This window comes from Vreelandella sp. H-I2 (assembly GCF_052959335.1).
On sequence record NZ_JBRAMC010000003.1, the window covers coordinates 109866 to 130322 of the forward strand.

At 52.9% G+C, this 20457-nt stretch carries 14 protein-coding genes, 1 tRNA gene and 1 other RNA gene; 11 read left to right on the top strand and 5 right to left on the bottom strand.

Annotation, left to right across the window (positions count from 1 at the left end; genetic code table 11):
- Positions 1-238: 238 nt before the first annotated feature.
- The 4 genes from ACUVOF_RS08310 to betI form a co-directional block, all read right to left on the bottom strand.
- Positions 239-2725 (bottom strand): acyl-CoA dehydrogenase, encoded by a 2487-nt coding sequence (locus tag ACUVOF_RS08310; protein ID WP_447043904.1) that lies wholly within the window; start codon positions 2723-2725, stop codon positions 239-241.
- A gap of 226 nt (positions 2726-2951) precedes the next feature.
- Entirely contained in the window at positions 2952-4625 is a 1674-nt protein-coding gene (betA, locus tag ACUVOF_RS08315; protein WP_447043905.1) for a choline dehydrogenase, read from the bottom strand.
- Between the two features lie 9 nt (positions 4626-4634).
- Positions 4635-6104, bottom strand: coding sequence for a betaine-aldehyde dehydrogenase (betB, locus tag ACUVOF_RS08320; protein WP_447043906.1), 1470 nt, complete (start codon positions 6102-6104; stop codon positions 4635-4637).
- Positions 6105-6127: 23 nt separating this feature from the next.
- Positions 6128-6748, bottom strand: coding sequence for a transcriptional regulator BetI (gene betI, locus ACUVOF_RS08325; protein ID WP_447043907.1), 621 nt, complete (start codon positions 6746-6748; stop codon positions 6128-6130).
- 192 nt (positions 6749-6940) lie between these two features.
- Between betI and ACUVOF_RS08330 the strand changes: the two genes are divergently transcribed.
- The 6 genes from ACUVOF_RS08330 to ACUVOF_RS08355 all read left to right on the top strand — a co-directional run bounded on the left by ACUVOF_RS08330 (position 6941) and on the right by ACUVOF_RS08355 (position 13759).
- A complete protein-coding gene (locus ACUVOF_RS08330; protein ID WP_447043908.1) occupies positions 6941-7876 on the top strand; it encodes a choline ABC transporter substrate-binding protein in 936 nt (311 codons plus the stop codon).
- An 87-nt stretch (positions 7877-7963) separates the two neighbouring features.
- Positions 7964-8040, top strand: a tRNA-Met gene (locus ACUVOF_RS08335).
- 52 nt (positions 8041-8092) lie between these two features.
- An RNA gene (gene ffs / locus ACUVOF_RS08340) (signal recognition particle sRNA small type) lies at positions 8093-8189 on the top strand.
- A 319-nt stretch (positions 8190-8508) separates the two neighbouring features.
- A complete protein-coding gene (otsB, locus tag ACUVOF_RS08345) occupies positions 8509-10089 on the top strand; it encodes a trehalose-phosphatase (RefSeq protein ID WP_447043909.1) in 1581 nt (526 codons plus the stop codon).
- Positions 10086-12518, top strand: coding sequence for a glycoside hydrolase family 65 protein (locus ACUVOF_RS08350; protein ID WP_447043910.1), 2433 nt, complete (start codon positions 10086-10088; stop codon positions 12516-12518). Before otsB ends, ACUVOF_RS08350 begins: the two co-directional genes overlap by 4 nt.
- 341 nt (positions 12519-12859) lie before the next feature.
- Positions 12860-13759 (top strand): MBL fold metallo-hydrolase, encoded by a 900-nt coding sequence (locus ACUVOF_RS08355; protein ID WP_447043911.1) that lies wholly within the window; start codon positions 12860-12862, stop codon positions 13757-13759.
- Between the two features lie 206 nt (positions 13760-13965).
- Here the strand turns inward: ACUVOF_RS08355 and dsbG are convergent, their stop codons facing one another.
- Complete coding sequence (dsbG, locus tag ACUVOF_RS08360) at positions 13966-14748, bottom strand: thiol:disulfide interchange protein DsbG (RefSeq protein ID WP_447043912.1); 783 nt, start codon at positions 14746-14748, stop codon at positions 13966-13968.
- Between the two features lie 951 nt (positions 14749-15699).
- Between dsbG and ACUVOF_RS08365 the strand changes: the two genes are divergently transcribed.
- The 5 genes from ACUVOF_RS08365 (at position 15700) to ACUVOF_RS08385 (ending at position 20330) form a co-directional block, all read left to right on the top strand.
- Positions 15700-16461: a hypothetical protein gene (locus ACUVOF_RS08365; RefSeq protein WP_447043913.1), complete on the top strand. Its 762-nt coding sequence runs from the start codon at positions 15700-15702 to the stop codon at positions 16459-16461.
- A 54-nt stretch (positions 16462-16515) separates the two neighbouring features.
- A complete protein-coding gene (locus tag ACUVOF_RS08370; RefSeq protein ID WP_447043914.1) occupies positions 16516-17409 on the top strand; it encodes a hypothetical protein in 894 nt (297 codons plus the stop codon).
- Between the two features lie 78 nt (positions 17410-17487).
- Positions 17488-18195 carry a C39 family peptidase gene (locus tag ACUVOF_RS08375; RefSeq protein ID WP_447043915.1) on the top strand — a complete coding sequence of 236 codons (708 nt, stop codon included), beginning with the start codon at positions 17488-17490 and terminating at the stop codon, positions 18193-18195.
- A gap of 32 nt (positions 18196-18227) precedes the next feature.
- The gene (locus ACUVOF_RS08380; protein WP_447043916.1) at positions 18228-19037 is read left to right on the top strand and encodes a hypothetical protein; all 810 of its coding nucleotides are present in this window, start codon (positions 18228-18230) and stop codon (positions 19035-19037) included.
- A gap of 186 nt (positions 19038-19223) precedes the next feature.
- A complete protein-coding gene (locus tag ACUVOF_RS08385; RefSeq protein ID WP_447043917.1) occupies positions 19224-20330 on the top strand; it encodes a hypothetical protein in 1107 nt (368 codons plus the stop codon).
- Positions 20331-20457 lie beyond the last annotated feature (127 nt).

Here is a 20457-nt window from a genome sequence, read left to right on the forward strand (position 1 = left end):
GGTAATGCTGTTGGAAATATGAATAATTAAAACTGATCGCTTTCGTTTACGAAAGGCTAGTTGATCGTTTGCGAACTTGCAACGCGTATTTTCATTGTCGATCTACGCTTTTAGGCGTAGAAAGTGAAGGTCGAAAAATTGCCAACTATCAATTGGCAACTATAAAAATCAATTGCCAACTATAAAAAAAACCGGCCCCTGATAAACAGGAGCCGGCTGATGACCTGCAAAGCAATGGTTATTTAATGTTTGCTTCTTCCTGCTTCGGCGACGCTGTTGCTTTGCCGTTATGGTCGATTAGTGTGGACTTGTTCTTGGCGAATGCATCGTAGGCGAAATCATCCACGGTGAGCATTTCCAGAACCTCGGCTTCAAAGGTGCGCATGAATGCGGCATCCTCTTCGCTGATCAGGCCTTTTTCTAAGCCAGCCTCAACGCGTGCTTCGGGGTGTAGTGCCGTTTGCGGTAGCTCGCCTTTGGCATAGGCTTTATTCAGCGTACGGTAGATCGCTTCAGCGCGGTCATAATCCACCAGCAGGGCGTTATAGCGCGCCAGCGGGTTGCGTTGTTCGCCATCGTCCGCATCCCAGGTATTTTCCAGTAGCTTCGAACGTAGGGCGCTATGAGTGGAAATACGCTTGGCAATATCGCGTGCCAGGTCGTCGTGGGGCTTGTTCCAGCGACGACCGGTGGGCATTACGAAGGCATTAAGCGTTTTGCCAAGGGCGCGGTTGGGAAGATTGTCGAAAATTTCCACAAACGCCTGCTCGGCACGCTGGAGCAAGAAACGGCAGCTGTAGTGCAGCAGCGCTTCTTCACCTTCTACCTTGCTGCCTGCTTGCCACTGCTTGAGTACCATGGAGGCAAGGTAGAGGTTGGAGAGTACATCCCCTAACCGCGCCGAGACCATTTCACGCTTCTTAAGCGCAGAACCTAGGCTCGCCATGGCGGCGTCGGCGCACAGGCCAAAGCCAGCCGAGAGGCGAGCAATGTCCTGGGCGTAAGCGGTGGCGGGGCCATCAAAAGGCACGCTGGCTTTACCGATGCCAAAGCCGAGAGTAAAGGCACGGGCCGCGTTACCGAAGATTAAGCCCGCGTGACCGAAGAAGGCTTTATCGAACGCCTTCATGTCGTTGGCGTCTTTGGCAGCCAGCTCTTCAAGCACGTATGGGTGGCAGCGAATAGCGCCCTGACCAAAGATCATCAGGTTGCGGGTCATGATGTTGGCGCCTTCCACGGTGATCGCCACCGGGTTGGCGCTATAGCCGATACCCAGGTAATTGCTGGGCCCGAGGGTCACCGCTTTGCCGCCGTGAACATCCATGGCATCGCTGAGCAGCACGCGCTGGAATTCGGTCAACTGGCTTTTCAGGATGGCCGAGGGCACCGCAGGTTTTTCACCGTGGTCGATCATATTGGCGGTTTGATACACAGTGGCCTGGGAAATATAGGCCAGCGCCGCCATGCGGGCGAGGGGCTCTTGCACGCCTTCCATTTCGGCCACCGGCACGTTGAACTGGCGGCGAACGCGGGTGAAGCCGCCGCTCCAGCCCAGGGCGTAACGCGCGGTGCCGGTAGCGCCAGACGGTAGCGTGATGCAGCGACCAATCGACAGGCACTCCACCAGCATCCGCCAGCCCTGACCGATCATGTCCGGGCCGCCGATGATAGTATCCAGCGGTACAAAGACATCTTTACCGATAATCGGGCCGTTCATAAACGGGCTGCCGATCGGGTGATGGCGACGGCCGATTTCCATGCCGTCGGTGTCACGGGGAATCAGCGCCAGGGTAATGCCACGGTCTTCTTCGTCACCCAGCAGTTTTTCCGGGTCAAACAGACGGAAGGCAAGACCCACCACAGTGGCGATGGGCGCCAGGGTGATCCAACGTTTTTCGAAGTTAAGGCGCAGGCCAAGCACTTCTTCGCCGTTAATGGTCTGTTTGCACACTACGCCGGTATCGGGCAGTGAAGTGGCATCAGAACCCGCGCGGGGGCCGGTCAGGCCAAAGCAGGGGATCTCGCGACCATCGGATAAGCGCGGTAGATAGTGATCTTTCTGCTCTTGGGTACCGTATTTCAACAGTAGCTCGCCAGGGCCGAGCGAGTTAGGCACGCCCACGGTGACCATCAAAGTTTCATTGGCGGAGAGCTTTTGCAGCACCATTGACTGAGCTTTGGCTGAGAAGCCAAGACCGCCGTACTCCTTCGGAATGATCATGCCGAAGAAGCCTTCTTTTTTTAGATAGTCCCAAAGCTGCTGGGGGAGGTCAGCGCGTTCCTGGGCAATGTCCCAGGCGTTGCACATACCCGCTGCTTTCGCACACTGATTGGCCAAGAAGGCTTTCTCATCGTCGCGTAGGCCATCGTCTTTAAAGGCGAGCAGTTTTTCCCACTGGGGTTTGCCTGAAAATAGTTCGCCATCCCAGGAAACACTGCCGGCTTCCAGTGCCGTGCGCTCGGTAGCCGACACTTTTGGGGCCACTTTTTTAAAAGTGGCGAATAGGCGCGGCGTTAACCATTTGCTGCGTAGAGCGGGCAAACCAGTCACCGCAACGGCGGCCGCGCCAATCAGCAGTAGTACGCCGATCACTTCGGCGTCAAGCAGCAGGCCAACAAGGCCCAGTACGCCAAGCACTGCTAGCGCCGCGGGTGCGCCTGCTTCGCGACGCATAACCACGAGTAAGCCGGCAATGGCGAGCACGATCAGGAGTAGGGTGAGCATAATATCTCTCTCTGTTGCGGGCCTTTATAACTGCCCAGCTGTTGTTGGTAACGCGTTTCTAAAATCGCTGTTGGAAAGACAGTCGAACACTTGTTTGAATATTGGCAGATGGGGGTCGCCTCGCGCAAGTTTTTAGGTGTGTTTGAGACAGCTCGATGTTGTTAGCGCCAAAAAAAACGCCATGGCGATAAGCCATGGCGTTTGGAGTGACAAAGCGACTAAATGTTCAGGCGCATTTTGCCGGCGCACCGTTAGCAACGTAGTAGTCGACGCTGGCGCGGGGAAGCGGCTCATGACCTTTGATACGATCAGCGATTTTTTCCGCCAGCATAATGGTGGGTGCGTTCAGGTTGCCGGTGGGAATCACCGGGAAGAGCGAGGCATCGACGACGCGTAGACCCTCAATGCCATGAACACGACCCTGGCCATCGGTGACCGCCATTTTATCATTTCCCATGCGGCAACTACCGCAGGGGTGGTAGGCAGTTTCGGCATGCTCTTTGACGAAGGCATCGAGTTCAGCATCCGACTGTACGTCGGGCCCTGGGGCTATCTCACGGCCGCGATACTTATCAAATGCCGGCTGGGCGATGATATCGCGAGTGAGCCGAATGGCATCGCGGAACTCTTGCCAATCTTTCTCTTTGGCCATGTAGTTAAACAGAATGCTAGGCGCGGCGTGGGGATCCTTCGAGGTTAGCCGAATACGGCCACGGCTTTCTGAACGCATAGACCCAACGTGGGCCTGGAAGCCATGGGCCTGCACTGCGCTTTTACCATTATAGCTAATCGCGATGGGCAGAAAGTGGTATTGCAGGTTAGGCCACGCTTCCTCATCGCCGCTGCGAATAAAGCCACATGATTCAAACTGGTTGCTGGCGCCTACGCCGGTACCATTGAACAGCCATTCAGCACCAATTTTCGGCTGATTGAACCACTTCAGCGCCGGGTAGAGTGAGATAGGCTCTTTGCACTCGTATTGAATATACATCTCCAGGTGATCCTGGAGGTTTTCACCCACGCCGGGCAGGGCATGTACCGGCTCAATGTCGAGCTCTTTAAGCAGCTCAGGATTACCGATACCTGAGCGTTGAAGAATCTGCGGGGAGGCGATGGCACCACCGCACAAAAGTACTTCACGACGTGCGTAGGCCTGCTGTTTTTCGCCTCTCTGTTCATAACGAACACCCACGGCACGCTTCCCTTCAAACTCAATAATGTCGGTAACGGCATGAGTTTCGATGGTCAGGTTATGACGCTTCTTGGCGATATCCAGATAACCACGGGCAGTAGAAGACCGGCGTCCCTTGGGCGTGACGAAGCGGTCCATAGGGCCGAAGCCCTCTTGCTGGTAGCCATTGACGTCTTTGGTTTCCGGGTAGCCTGCCTGCTTGCCAGCTTCGATAAAGGTGCGATATAGCGGGTTGTTGCTGTTTTTCGGCGTGGTCACGCTGACCGGGCCGTCACCGCCGTGGTAACTGTTGGCACCAATATCACGGCTCTCGCTCTTTTTGAAGTAGGGCAGGCAGCTCAGATAATCCCAATCTTCGAGGCCAGGCTGTTTGGCCCAGTTGTCGTAATCCAGGGCATTGCCGCGGATGTAGCACATGCCGTTAATCAGTGAGGAGCCGCCTAGCCCTTTGCCGCGACCACACTCCATCCTACGGCCATCCATGTGGGGTTCGGGATCGGTTTCAAATGCCCAGTTGTAGCGCTTACCCTGCAGCGGGTAGGCCAAAGCAGCGGGCATTTGAGTGCGGAAATCAAAGCGATAGTCTGGCCCGCCCGCTTCTAACAGCAGTACGTTGACGCTACTATCTTCGGTGAGGCGGGTAGCGAGCACATTACCCGCCGAGCCTGCGCCGATAATGATGTAATCAAATTCACGTGGTTGAGACATGAAAACTCCTTAAAACACCGACTCAAACGGCCCCATCTCGATCTGTACCGACTTAGTCTGGGTATAGTGATTGAGTGTCTCGATACCGTTCTCGCGCCCAATGCCCGACTCTTTATAGCCACCTACCGGCATCTCGGAGGGTGATTCACCCCAGGTGTTGATCCAACAGATACCTGCTTCCAACTGATGCATCACGCGATGGGCACGGTTCAGGCTTTCGCTGAAGACGCCGGCAGCCAAGCCATAGTTTGTATCATTTGCGCGACGAATCGCTTCCGCCTCGTCATCAAAAGCAAGTACCGACATCACTGGGCCGAAGATCTCTTCGCGCACGATACGCATATCGTCGGTGCAGTCGGTAAACACGGTGGGGGCGGCCCATGCACCTTCTGCAAAGCTGCCGCTGTCCCAATTGTCGCCACCCACTAGCAAGCGAGCGCCTTGCTCTTTGCCCAGGGCAATATAGGCGAGCACTTTTTCTTGATGTTCAAAACTGACCAGTGGACCAAAGTTAACGCTAGGGTCCATGGGGTCGCCCGCCTTGATACGCTTGACGCGTTCGACCAGTTTGGCTTCAAAGTCATCTTTTACGCTGCGTTCAACAAACACCCGTGTGCCATTGGTACAGATTTGGCCGCTGGAGTAGAAGTTGGCCATCATGGCGGCGTCGGCGGCACGGTCGAGATCGGCATCCGCGAAAACCAGCAGTGGCGATTTGCCGCCCAGTTCCATGGTGACGTCTTTTAAGGTAGAGCTGGCCGCCGCAGCCATGACTTTTTTGCCAGTGCCTGCTTCCCCTGTGAACGACACCTTGGCGATACCGGGATGCTCGGTGAGCATGGCACCCACGCTGCCATCACCTTGCACAACATTAAAGACGCCGTTAGGCAAGCCTGCCTCGGTTAAGATCTCTGCCAGTTTCATTACGGTGAGCGGGGTCACTTCGCTGGGCTTGAACACCACTGCGTTTCCTGCGGCTAGCGCTGGCGCGGCTTTCCAACAGGCAATTTGAATGGGGTAGTTCCACGCACCAATCGCACCAATCACGCCTAATGGCTCGCGGCGGGTATACACAAAAGAGCTATCGCGCAGGGGTATCTGGCTTCCCTCAATGGCAGGTGCCAAACCCGCGTAGTACTCCAGCGCATCAGCGCCGGTGACAATATCGACGCTGGCGGTTTCACTGATCGGCTTTCCGGTATTGCGGGTTTCAAGCTCAGCGAGTTCATCATTACGCTCTCTTAACAGCGCCACGGCGCGCAATAAAATGCGCGAACGCTCCATGCCGGTCATGGCGGCCCATTCACGCTGGCCCCGTTGTGCGGTGTCGACGGCGGTGTCGATATCCGCTTGGCTGGCTTGGCCAATGGTGGCCAGCAAGCTGCCATCAAACGGGTTGGTAACGGTAAAGGTTTCGCCTGACGTGGCGTTCACCTGGCGACCATCAATATAAAGCGGCTGTATATCTTGAGCGGCCATGTCAGTCTCCATGAATACGTAAATTAACGGTGCGTGTTGGATGCTGTCTGGGTGCATCCATAATGAGCAAAAAGTTGATCGAGATAGGTGTGTGCAAGATGGCGCGCTTCTTCCGCGTTAAGGCCTTCTGGCGTTAACGCGCCGCGTAGCCATAGGCCATCGATCATGGCGGCTAATCCTCGGGCGGCATTGCGTGCCTCGGCGCGAGGCATTACTCGCCGGAATTGGTGGCATAAATTGGCATAGAGGCGTCGGTCATTGACGTTTTGCAGCCGTTGCAGCATGGGTTTATGCATACTGCTGGCCCAAAATGCTAGCCAGGTTTTGGCGGCAGGCCCGGTGACCTGCGTGCGGTCAAAGTTGCCCTCGATAATGGCACCGATATGCGCACGGGGAGAGTCGTCTTCCAACGCTTGGCGGCGCACCGCAACAGCATCCGTAAGGTCAGTCAGGATCTGCCGCATAGTGGCCTCAAGCAGGCCATCTTTGCCGCCAAAATAGTGACTGATAATGCCTGCTGAAACACCCGCATGGCGCGCAATGCGCATAACCGTGGTTTCGGCTAGGCCGACTTCATCAATTGCTACCATCGTTGCGCTAATTAACTGCTGGCGGCGTATCGGTTCCATTCCCACCTTTGGCACAGCGTTCTCCTAATCCGTTGAATGCCATGCGTGGGTAGATGCTTGAAACCCAGGCGTAGGCATGGTTACCTATCCATGATGGCATTTTTTTATTGAACGTTCAATCAATAAAAAGGCGCCGATTATTTCCACTGCTTGCGACCACTACAGCAGCGGAGTGTTCGCAGCGGACGCTTTAAGGGGAGCATGATCATGAGCAGAATTTCTACGCGTTACGCGGGTGCTTTATTGTTAGCGGCTGGTTTACCCACGGCGGTTTATGCCGATGAGTGCAGCACGGTGCGCTTTGCCGAAGTGGGTTGGACCGATATTACCGCGACGACAGCACTGGCCAGTGAAGTACTCGAAGGGCTTGGTTACGAGCCCAGCGTGGACACGGTTTCCGTGCCGATTGCCTATGCTGGTATGAAGAACAATGATTTTGATGTGTTCCTGGGTAACTGGATGCCTTCAATGGCTTCTATTAGCGACCCTTATATTGAGCGTGGAGAGGTCGAGCGCTTGGTGGCCAATTTGGAGGGGGCAAAATACACCCTGGCAGTGCCCCAATACGTTTACGATGCGGGCGTGACCTCGGTTAATGATCTGGCCGAGCATGCGGATCAGTTCGAGCGCAGCGTGCACGGCATTGAGGCAGGCAATGACGGTAATGAGCTAATCGAGCAAATGATCGATGACGATGCCTATGGATTAGGCGATTGGCAGGTGATTGACTCAAGCGAAGCAGGAATGCTGGCAGAGCTGCGCGCCCGGGTGCCCAACGAACAGTGGATGGTATTTTTGGGCTGGGAGCCGCACCCCATGAATTCCAACTTCGAGATGGCTTATCTCTCTGATGCTGATGACTATTTTGGCCCCGATTTGGGCGGTGCGACGGTGCACACCAACACCCGTGCGGGATTCGTGGAAGAGTGCCCGAATGTGGGGACGTTATTGCGCAATATGACGTTTACATTGGAAATGGAAAACCAACTCATGAGTTCGATCATGGATGATGGTGAAGCGCCCCGTGACGCGGCTCGTGACTACCTGAAGGCCCATGATGATGTGCTGGACGAGTGGTTAGAAGGGGTGACCACACGCGACGGTGAGCCTGGTGCAGAGGCTGTACGCGCCGCTATCCAATAAAGCTATTTTGACGCGAAAGGCAAACCGGGTTCCGGCTTGCCTTTCGTCATTAAGATAGGCATAATCTGCACCCGTTGATGAGGCAAAGGCTACGTAGCTCAGCTGGTTAGAGCACATCACTCATAATGATGGGGTCCCCTGTTCAAATCAGGGCGTAGCCACCACATCAGCACTAGCACACTTACTTAATAACCGAGTGTGCCGTTATGGTGGCCCCTTAGGTCCTCCCGCAACGCTAAACTGCGAACCCCGCCAGGCCCGGAAGGGAGCAACGGTAGTGGTGGCTGCGTGTGCCGGGATGTGGCTTTTGGGGCCGCCTCCATTTCTGCTGTTTTCCCTTCTGTTTGGCTTAACATCCGAGCCACTTTTCATAAATTATTCTTTAGCGTGGCGCAAGCTTCTTGGGTCATATTTTTTGAAAGGTGATTTCTCTCGTAACATCTAGCTGTCGAGCCTATGCATCTCGATGCTGGGTCGCCTATGCTTTCCCTCCAACCTGTTAATCTTCCTCGAAAAAAGCGTTAGCGGATTCCTTTTCGGTGCCTTGTGGCGGCTTATCAAAGCTCAACATTGATACAGCCAGCTATACTATCGGTACGACTCCGTGGACGGACTGCAGCAGGGGGGAGACGATGCAACAACCAAGCTTCTCTTCACAGGAAATAAACCTGTTGGACTATCGGGCCGGCATCTTTGACCTGGATGGTGTGGTGACCAATACAGCACGCGTTCATTGCCAAGCATGGCGAGCGCTCTTTGATGGTTACTTGGCCGAGCGTGCCGCACGCTGCGGTGAGCCCTTCAGGGCATTCGATCCTCAGCAAGACTATCGCCGTTACGTCGATGGCAAACCCCGTTATGACGGCGTCAGCAGCTTTCTGAAGTCGCGTGGAATAAGTTTGCCGTTTGGTACCCCCCAAGATGCAACCGATGAGGAGACTATCTGCGGATTAGGCAATCGCAAGCAGCATTATTTTGAACAGCTATTGGCAACGGAGGAGGTTGATGTCTTTACGTCTTCGGTGGCATTGATTGAATCGTTACGCAGTGCTGGCCTGAAGACGGCATTGGTTTCGTCGAGCAGGAATGCCCAAGACATCCTTGTCAGAACTGGGCTTGATCACTTGTTCGATGTGGTGGTCGACGGCATTGAAGCAGAGCGCTTAGAACTTCACGGTAAGCCGCATCCCGATATATTTTGCTATGCAGCCAGCTTGCTTTCAGTCCCACCAGGCGAAGCTTTTGCGGTCGAAGATGCGCTCTCCGGGGTCAAAGCTGCCGATGATGCAGGCTGTGGGCTAGTGATAGGCATTGACCGTGCCCGGCAACGTGACGAACTGCTGGCACATGGTGCTGACATTGTTGTTGATGACCTAGCCGAACTGCTGGGCGGCGATGTTACGGCACGAGAGCAGTTGCTGCCGGATGCGCTGGAGGACTTTGACCAACTCATCGCGCAGCTAGATCATCGGCCGCCGGCGGTGTTTTTGGATTATGATGGGACCCTGACTCCCATTGTCGACCGCCCAGAACTGGCAGTGCTTGATAGCTCCATGCGTTACCTCCTTGAAAGGCTGGCTAAGCGTTGCACCGTGGCCATCGTCAGTGGACGTGACCGGGCCAATGTCGCGGGGCTAGTGGGAATCGATAACCTTGTCTATGCCGGTAGTCATGGTTTCGATATCGCTGGTCCGGATGGTCTGCAAATGCAGCACGAGCGCGCTGAGGAGTTTCTACCGGCACTTGATGAGGCTGAGCTACAGCTACAGGTTCGCTTGGCCGAAGTGCCTGGCGTGCTCGTTGAGCGTAAGCGCTTCGCACTCGCCGTACATTATCGGCTAGTCGCAGAGAGAGACATGGACCAGATTGAAGCCGCTGTCGACGCTGTGGCGCGCGAGCATCCGCAACTCAGGCGTACTGGTGGCAAGAAAATTTTTGAATTGCGTCCTCAATTCTCCTGGGACAAAGGTAAAGCTGTCGTCTGGCTGCTCAGCGCTCTCGGTCTAGAGGCGAACGAGGCAGTTGTGCCCATCTACATAGGCGACGACGAAACCGACGAGGATGCCTTTACGGCGCTGCGTAGTCGGGGCGGGCTGGGAATTTTCGTCGGCGGCGCCTCGCAGGCCACGGCTGCTAGCTATCGTCTAAGCGACACGGATGCTGTCGGTCGCCTTCTCAGCCATCTTGCCGACATGCTGGAAGACGATTTATGAGTGACTGGATGCTGGAATATCAAGACTTCGATCCTGCTCAAGAGGGATTGCGGGAGGCGTTGTGCACGCTGGGTAACGGTTACTTTGCAACCCGGGGAGCCGCGAGTGAGGTGGAAGCGGGTGAGGTTCACTACCCGGGAACCTACCTTGCGGGAGGCTACAATCGCCTATCAACTCACATTGCCGGACGAGTAATCGAGAACGAGGATCTGGTCAACTTGCCCAATTGGCTATGTCTCACGTTTCGGCCTGAAGGAGGGGACTGGTTAAACCTCATGGCAGTTGAACTACTCGACTACCACCAGTCCTTGGATATTAAGGCTGGTGTGCTAAAGCGGCAACTTCTTTTTCGTGACCGCCAGGGGCGCGAAACAACATTAATGACCCAGCGGCTAGTGCACATGGCGTATCCCCACCTGGGTGCCATTGAGTGGCGCATCCGACCCGAGAACTGGTCGGGGCGTATCATCATTCGCTCGGCCCTGGATGGCCGAGTTATTAATGCGGGGGTTGAAAGATACCGTCAACTTGCCAGTACTCATCTGGTACCGCTAGCCACAGAGGTGCTGAACGAGGACACCATTGGACTCCAGGTCAAGACCAGTCAATCAAAAGTACATATCGCCCAAGCAGCGCGTACACACCTGCGTGTTGCAGGGCGAGACATCCAGGGGGAGCGACAGGTCATCGAAGAGCGGGGCTACATCGCTCAGGAGATGACACTAGATATTACGGCAGGTGCTGAGATTGTGGTTGAGAAGATCGTTGCGCTACATACCTCACGTGACAAGGCGATTGCCGAACCTGGGCTCGCTGCCAGCCAGTCGGTGGCTCGGGCAGGAACGTTCAGTGAATTACTGGAAAGTCATCGTCGGGTCTGGTCACATCTCTGGCAACGCTGTGATGTTGAACTCAAGGGAGGTGGGCGTACCCAGATGATCCTGCGACTTCACATTTTCCACTTGCTACAGACAGTCTCGCCGCATAGCGTCGACTTGGACGTCGGCGTTCCTGCTCGGGGGCTGCACGGTGAGGCTTACCGAGGTCACATTTTCTGGGATGAGCTGTTCATCTTTCCATTCTTGAACTATCGAATACCAGAGATTACCCGGGCGCTGCTTTGCTATCGCTACAGGCGTCTGGACGAAGCCCGCTATTCAGCACGTGAGGCCGGTTATCGAGGTGCTATGTACCCTTGGCAGAGTGGGAGTGATGGGCGAGAAGAGAGTCAACAGGTTCATCTCAATCCGAAGTCTGGTCATTGGATTCCCGACAATAGTTCGTTGCAGCGACACGTCAATGCTGCGGTGGCCTATAACGTATGGCGCTACTACGAGGTGACCGAGGACCGTGAATTCCTGGCCTATTATGGCGCTGAGGTGCTTTTCGAAATCGCACGTTTTTGGGCGAGCGCTGCAAGCTGGAATGAACAGCGCAAGCGTTACGACATACGGGGTGTAATGGGGCCTGATGAGTTTCATGATCGTTATCCCGACGCGGCGGCACCGGGACTCGACAACAATACCTATACCAATGTCATGGCTGCCTGGGTGCTGGAGCGAGCGGCGAATGCTTATGAATTAATAGGTAAACGACGCAGACAGGAGCTGGCCGAATCGCTGAGTCTCTCTGATGATGATGTCCGCGACTGGATTAGTATTGGGCAAAAATTGTTTGTGCCGTTCAATGAGGAAGGTATCCCTAGCCAGTTTGAGGGCTACGAACATCTATTGGAGTTCGACTGGGCTGGTTACCGTGAACGTTATGGGGACATCCATCGTCTCGACCGAATACTCGATGCGGAAGGAGATACCGTCAATCGCTACAAGGCCTCGAAGCAGGCTGATGTATTAATGCTGTTCTATCTCTTCTCGACCGAGGAATTGGGCGACATCTTTGCCCAACTCGGGTATCCATTCTCAGGCGAACTAATTCCCCGCACTATCGAATACTATCAGCAACGTACTTCCCACGGTTCGACACTCAGTCGGGTTGTAACATCCTGGGTGTTAGCACGCTCGGATCGTCTCCAAGCCTGGCAATTATTCCAGCAAGTATTGCAAAGCGATATCGAGGATAGCCAGGGCGGCACGACCCAAGAGGGCATTCATTTGGGGGCAATGGCGGGAAGCGTTGATATTATCCAGCGCGGTCATACAGGGCTGGAAGTCCGTGATGGGTTGCTGCGGCTCAATCCTTGCCTACCTGAGGAATTGAGTGGTTTGCGCTTGCGGTTACGCTATCGAGGATGTTGGCTTGACCTCGACGTTCAAGATGAACACCTGACGCTGACGGCGCCCGAGGGCTGGGCAGGGCCAGAGCGAATCATGTTTCGCGATGAGATTTATCCATTTGGTAAGGGGCAACGGTTGGAATTGCATTATTCTGCTAAGGATCGATGCTGGCAGCCTCAGTTAAGGGATAGATGAAGCTATCAGGTTTTGTATGTTACTGGTGCTGAGTTGGAGGAGCTCGCTGCTATCTACGAAAGGCGAGGTCTTACGCCTGAGTTAGCGCACCAAGTCGCCCAGCAAATGATGATCAATGATGTTTTTAGGCACTTGTAATAGTCTTAACTTCGATCATAGGGCGTTTATTCGAGGTTATCGCTTAAAAGGTCAGTGAAGAACATTAGTAATGCCTGGTGCGGAAACATCACGAACGAAGCATCGGCAGATTTTTACTTGATGTTTATCGGTGTATGTTTCATTGTTTTCTTTTTATTCCAATAAGGAATAGGCTTGTAACTGAAATGGAGGGCAAGGAAGCTATGTCTAATTTTCGACACTCACCAGGCAGGCCGGACGTAGCCGGCTTTTATGATCCAAGAACCTCAAGCGTTCAATATGTCATTAGCGACCCTGCAACACGCCGCTGTGCCATCCTTGACCCTGTCTTAGACTTTGATGAGAAGTCGGGGACGACTGCCACCCACCATGCCGATGAGTTATTAGATTACGTCGCACGGGAGGGGCTCATTGTTGACTGGATTCTTGATACGCATCCACACGCCGATCATTTTTCGGCAGCGCAGTATCTTAAGGAGAAGACAGGGGCCCCAACGGCCATAGGAGCGTACATTACGAAAGTGCAGGCGCTATGGAAGGAGATATACAATTGGCCGGACTTCCCGGCTGATGGCCGTCAGTGGGATCACCTTTTTGCCGAAGGTGATCCGCTTCGGATTGGAGAGATAGAAGGCCGCGTCATGTTCTCTCCTGGACATACGCCGGCCTCAGTCACTTATGTCATCGGCGACGCGGCTTTCGTCCACGACACTCTATTCCAACCGGATGGCGGCACTGCTCGCGCCGACTTCCCCGGCGGTAATGCCCATAGCCTTTGGGATTCTATTCAAGCGATTTTATCTTTACCGGATGAGTCCCGGCTCTTTACCGGTCATGACTATAGGCCCGATGGGCGCGATCCGGAGTGGGAAAGCACCGTACGTCAACAGCGTGAAACCAATACCCATCTTGGTAATGGCCAGACAGTCGAGAACTACGTTTCTATGCGCAACGAACGGGATGCGGGATTACCCATGCCTAAGCTGCTTCTCCCATCGTTGCAGATCAATATCAATGGTGGTGCATTGCCTAAGCCGGAGGATAACGGCCAGCGTTATCTAAAAATCCCACTCAATGCACTGACTGACACCGCATGGGATTAACCGCTCCGTTGAACGGCAAATGAGGAAAGGGAGCTCATGCGACAAGAAGATTTGTCCGGCTTTCTTGCAACCTCGATAGCCTTAAAGGCGACGCACAGCCATGGAACGTAGGCATGCCAAGGTTTGAGAATTTAAGCGAGGATTGATACTGGCTCTACTCCACCGCAGAGCTAAATTAGTATGCGGTGGAGGTTTCAACTGACGCGTTAGGGCGCTTCACTGCCCATCATTTCTATTAACCGTGATTCGCTGGGCATGCCTTCTATTTGGTCGATTCGAAGAGTGCCGTTGTCTGTCTCGCGTTGAAAAGCGCTTGTCGGCGTAGCGTATAACCCCAACTCTTCAAATAACTGGTTATTGGCATACACCTGCTCTTCGATCTCACGCGATTGAGCGCTGGCCTCTATCTCTTGTTCGCCGCTTTCATGTGCATGTAACGTTGCAGAAGGATCATCGGCACCTAAGAGAGCGGCTGCTTTGCCGGGGCTGTCAGGGGCTAAAATACCCACCATGATATGGCGTAGCTGTACTTCACCGGCTTCGACCCAAGGACGAGCGGCATGCCAGAGCTGGCGACAGTAGGGGCAGTTTGGATCCGTAAAGGTATAGATGGTACGCGGTGCATCCACGTCGCCATCTTGAATCCAATGGCTGGCCTCTAATGTCTGCCAGGTTTCAGCTTCCAAGGGCGCTCGTAGGTGCTCATCCAGCTGCGCTTCAGTAAGATCATTGCCTTGGCTATCCATTAATGTGCCGATAATGGCATGCTCTTTATCCGGCGTTAGGTAGATCGCCATGTCACGGCCTTGGGCACTGGCGCCATAGCCGCTTAGCCCGCCAGGGGCATCAAACTGTCCGTGAATTTCTAACCCTTGGTCGGCGAGGGCTTGCACCGGGGCGGGCAAGTCATCGGCGTAGCCAGTTGAAATGCCCACAAGCCCCGTCAGTAGGAGAGAACTGCTAATAAAAGCGTATCGATTCAAGCGCATTACTACATCCTGTTTAAGTGGAACTTTGCCAATTAGCTTATAAAGGGTAAATGATAAGCGTACGGGGCAGTACAAACGTTTCAGGCGACGTTCCAAGTTGGCGCTGGGAAGCTCACCAACGTACGTACTGATCAGTTGACCATCGGGCCAAAGGCATTACGTTGTTGCCACATAAAAATTTATCCCCCGAGAATGTCGTGCCGCTATCATGACTGCACAATATTATTTGAAGATTATCTGTAGCCCATGTAGGGCGTTATGTCGCAACTAGCGAGGCTGGTCAGGCAGAAGGGGTAACAAAAATGTTAGCTGTTTAACTATTGTTGAATAGTCAGTGAGCACGATTTTATCAAAATAACTGGCTTGACGATTTAAAGTAAATGCACCGTTGTGATAGCGCTCATGCTACCGGTCTACACAAGATAATGCTGTTTTAACAATGATTAATTATATAGAGCTGACTAAATAGCCTCTTAAGTAATCAGCTTTGGTATTAAGAATTTATTAGTCATTCGATTAAATGTGCTCTCTTTACTGTAGCTAAAATAAAAATATATTAATGTCCATGCAATTGATGATAAATGATCATTATGGGTGTGAGGTGCTAAGCGGGTATGTTTCGATGACGCTCGCCAGTTCGTTCATCTTAATCGTTAGCGAGCTTATATCTAGTTCTCATTAATACTAATCTTTGACACTTTAATGTTTATTTAGTTTTTTAAATTTCTAAATTAAATGAATAATGCTAGCGCAGTAGTGCCGCTTCATCTCTTTTCCTCTTTTTCTGCATGATCAAAACCACCTAGCGTTTCGGCGAATTTCAGGTGTCCAATTTTCTGTTATCTTCTTAGTATTGTTAAAACAAGTTTCATTGCATTTCTGATAGTGTTTTTAGGTTATTGATAGTATCCATTGTGTAACAGTAAATATTCGGGCTGCAGGTAAATAGCGATGATTGCGAAACAGGTAACTGCCAAGCTGAAGCGTGATCAAGAGATTGGTGGTTGTCTTGGATTTAAGAGCCATGCATGCCCGGCTAAACGCACCAAATGCAAATGGGTGCTAAAGACGGCGTCCCGGCTAGCAAAGGGAGTGTTGGCTCTGGTCATGACGAGTTTCATTGCCAGTGTCTGGGCTCAAGAAAGCTCCTCGGATGACAGTTATCATCGGGTTTTCACCACTACCTACCAGGCCTCATCCCTCATAGATGGGTACTCCCTCAGCCATGTGCAGGGGGCCATCAACATTAATATGGCCTCAGGTCACGGCAATCTGCAGAGCAATTCTGGCGTTATTGCCATGGGAGAAAACGCCTTGGCCAATAACATCGTGGTGCAGATCGCCACTTCAAACAATCGCCTCGAGCCCGAACTGGCCAATGCCGTGATTAAAGATCAGGCACTGAGCCAAGCGGTGGGCTGGATATCCGTCAATCAGGCGGCGGGGCAATCGAATGTACAGAGCAACACGCTGAGTGTCGCTTTGGGCATAAGGGGCAGCTCTCTGACCAGCGAATCGCTGAGCCAAGTCCTGTCCAACAAGCAGGAGTCGATGGAAGATTCTGAGGGTAATGCTCAGTCGCGGCGGGTCGAGATTGAAGAATCGGCCTTTGCTGGGGCACGTGGTGTCATCCAAGTGAATCAGTCGGCTGGAGTGGGCAATGCTACAGGGAACCATGTCGGTATCCGCATGACATCCGGGGCTTTTAGGTAGCAGCGCCTTTGTAAACTAATAGCAAGGCTCGTAGTTCCATTCAGGAGAAAGACAATGAAAACATTCGCAAAAGCACCTCTTGCAGTGGCTATCGCTGCTCTTCTAGCGGCTCCCTATGCGCTGGCCAATGATTTCGACACCGACGCCTATCTAGACGTAGATGTTGAAAATAATATCGCTGTCTCACTTGAGCATAGTGTCACTAACTCAATCGAGGTAGAGGTTGATTTTGAAATGGATGCCGATGAAGCAGATCATTTCGCCGCGGCTACCATCGATCGTAAGCAGTTCACCGATGATAATGCTGTGAAATCAGAGTTAAGTACTAACTCTTCCTCCGTCGATGGCTCAGGAAACGGCGCGACCGGTAATATCGGTATCAACGTCGCATCCGGTGATCTTAACAAGCAGGCCAACGATACAGCCATTGCTAGCGGCGAATCCAGCTCTGGCAGCAATGGTCAGGGAGCTTCTGCCATGTTCTGGTGGACTCCCGGTCATGGCTCCCCGGATGATGATGCCTCCATGGTCTTTGCCAAGGCGGCCACCTACTCAATTCAGTCTTCCTCAAACAACCGCTACTATAACGATGGCACTGAGAGCAACGCTGTTATGAGCAACTCTCTAAACAATGTGTCCGGTAACATCGGCGCTAACGTTGCCGCTGGGGCAGGTAATATTCAGAACAATGCCATGACGTTGGCCGTTGGTCAGGGCAGCTCTGCCGAAGCCACCACTGGAGGCGTTCAGGTGTCCTATAACAACATGTCTGATAATGACCTTGTTGTAGAATCCGCTAACTGGTGGTCGGTTGAGCTAACAGGCAACACAAATACTGCCGCATTGAATAATTCACTGGCAAATGCCAGCGGTAACGTGGGCGTTAACATCGCCTCTGGTAACGGCAATATGCAAAGCAACACCCTGTCCATCGCTCGCGCACAGTAAGCGGTATCGGGTGGTTTAACCCGGTCCGCTTAGCGGGCCGGGTTTTTTCAAGTCTGCATGCTTTGCAGGAGAATATATATGAAAACCGTGGCGATATCGCTGCTCAGCTTGGCCTTGATAGCTGGTACCACTCTACCCACAAAACGGGCGGAAGCTTCGCCGATTCGGCTGGGCAATGTCGTGCCTGGCACCTTGGTAACCAAAGAAGTGCAGTCGATTCGTGAGCTTCGCTTTGAGAACCTCATCGCGCAGGAAACAGATTTCTCCTGTGGCGCAGCATCCCTGGCAACCATTCTCAAGTATGCCTACGGCTGGTCAGATGTGACCGAGGTGGATGTGCTTGAGGGAATGTTTGCCGTTAGTGACCCTGACGTAGCGCAGCGCATGGGGTTTTCCCTGCTCGACTTACGTAACTATGTGGAATCCATTGGCATGCGGGCCAGGGGGTACGAAATAGAGGAGGACGCCCTGGATGCCGTGTCTATTCCTGTCATTGTGTTACTCAACCTAGCCGGTTACCAGCACTTCGTCGTGATGAAGAAGGTCGTGGGAGACCGCGTCTATATCGGCGATCCCTCTCTGGGCAACACTATCATGCCGCGTTCCGATTTTATGGAAGCATGGAACAATATCATCTTTGCTGTCATCGGTGAGGATTTTGATACGCATACAGTCCTGCTCGACCCGTCTCAGCCGTTGACGGCACACCGGCTAACGGATGTCTTTTCCCCGGTACCCAAGCAGCAACTACTGGATTTTGGGTTCCGCCATGCAGAAGTGTTCTAACCGTTTGTCGCAATAATTAAAAGGATAAAAGCATGAACGGGCATGCAAAAAAACAATATTGGTTTAATGTGTTTACCTTATCGCTGATGGTTGTCTCCATAATAGTAGTAGTCTCACCGCGGGCGCAGGGGGCAACTGTGGCGACTGACTTCAGCGATCCGACATTCCAGCAGGGCAGACAGTTGGCGGATCATGAGCTAGCGCAGCTGCGCGGCAAGGCGGTCAACAGCCGGGAAATACTCTTTTTCGGCGTAGAAATGTCAACGCGTTGGCAAACCTCGACAGGGGAAGACCTTCATGCGCGGGCCAATCTAGGCATCGACTTAAGGGGAGGTCAGCCATCTCCTCAGTTCTCTACGCATATTACCGCCACTACGCATGCGGAGTATGCTGCCTATCAGCAGGCAATGAGCGATACAGCGCCGGTCATTAACACTGGCGGTTTAAATGCCGGGGGGGTCGTGCAACTGGTACAGGCGGGTGGCAATTTCAATAGCGCCAGCAACGCTTTCTGGGTTGATGTGGGGCACGAAGTGGGAAGGGGCAACGTTCAGCCAGCTAATAATAAATTAACAGAGACCACACCGGGCGGTGCCCAGGTAACCATTGGTAAGCACACCGGGGGGCTGGGGATGTCGCTATCCGTACCCGGCGCAGGCGTGGTAAGCCAGGAAATACGCTCAAGGCAAGGACTGCATCAGTCTATCCAGCTCACCAGTAATCATCAGCAGATCAGCAACATAACGCGCTTAAATGTCCAGCTTGGGAAAAGCCTAAGCGCTGATATAAATAGTGACTTCGCAAATTTGTTGAAATCGACTCGTTCGCTGGAACGGCTTTAATGATTTACCAGTTAACCCTGCTTCATGCGGTAACAGGCCGATAATTGTCGGCCTTTTTCATGCTTATATTGCCAACACTATTGCTTGATGGATTGACGGAGGGTATCAATAAGTTACGCCATCCTTCTTGGGCGAAGAAGTGAAGGCGAAATGGTCGTACCGAGTTTACATTTAAGGGAATCAATAATGCTGTATAACAAAACGAAGAAACAGGTGCAGACTGCCGGCTACCCAGTGTCGATGTCGCTACTTTTTCTCGCTGCGGTGTATGTCTCACCAGAGGCTATGGCTCAAGGAGCAAACGATGAGGTGGTTCGAGAAGCCCAGCCCAGTCAAAGTGTCCAGAACGTTTTACGTGAGGAGCATGCGCTGTTCTCAGATCGCTTGACGATCGAGCCTGGCATCAGCTACTCCTATTCAGACCGCAGCAATCTAGCCTTGAGTGGATTTCTTGCGCTGGATGCGATCTTTCTGGGCAATATAAATGTCGATACCGTAGAGAGCCATACTACCACTTTCGATTTAAGCACCCGCTACGGGATAACAAATCGGCTGGAAGTAGAGCTGATAATTCCCTATGTCTACCGTAGCAGCCAGTACGAGACTATTGGTGCCGGTGCGTCTACGGGTGGGCTAGTCGAAGAAAACGTTAGCCAGGGCGACCTTGGAGACATCAGTGCTGGCATATATTATCGACTTTTACCCGAAGCTGAAGTTAGGCCCGATATTGTCTGGAATTTCTCCGTTCGGGCACCGACCGGCAAGCACCCTTACGATATTAGAACGAATAGCAGGATTGTAGATGATGGTGAGGGTGGGTTTGAGAATTTGACAGTACCGACCAGCCTTCCAACGGGAAATGGTGTATGGGGCGTGAGCTCTGGCTTGTCGTTCCTCAAAACCGTGGACCCAGCCATTATTTTCGCCAATATTGGTTATACTCATAACATCAAGCGAAGCTTTGACGATATAGGCTCAAGCGAAGAAGATGTACCAGGTGAGGTGAATCTTGGCGACAGTATTCGTCTGGGCTTTGGTACCGCTTTTGCCTTGAATGAGCGCTTCAGTCTGTCCATGTCGTTTACGCATCAGCACGCTTTCGAAACAAAAGTCACCACCGATGGTGGGCCTGAACAGACTGTTATCGGTAGCAGTGCCAATGCGGCCTCCGTCAATTTTGGTGCTACCTATGGCCTATCGGACACCACGTCGATTGTTACGAGTGTCGGTATTGGATTGACTGACGATGCCCCCGACTTAACCCTTGATTTCCGTATGCCTTTCCAAATCTAGTCTTTCCACATCTAGTCTATTTAAAACTAGCTTTTCACAAAGCCCCCTGCGCCTGACTAGGCAATGGGGGTAGCCGAAGCAGATGCAATACGCTTGAGCATTTGCGCCTTCCGCAACGGCTCACTGG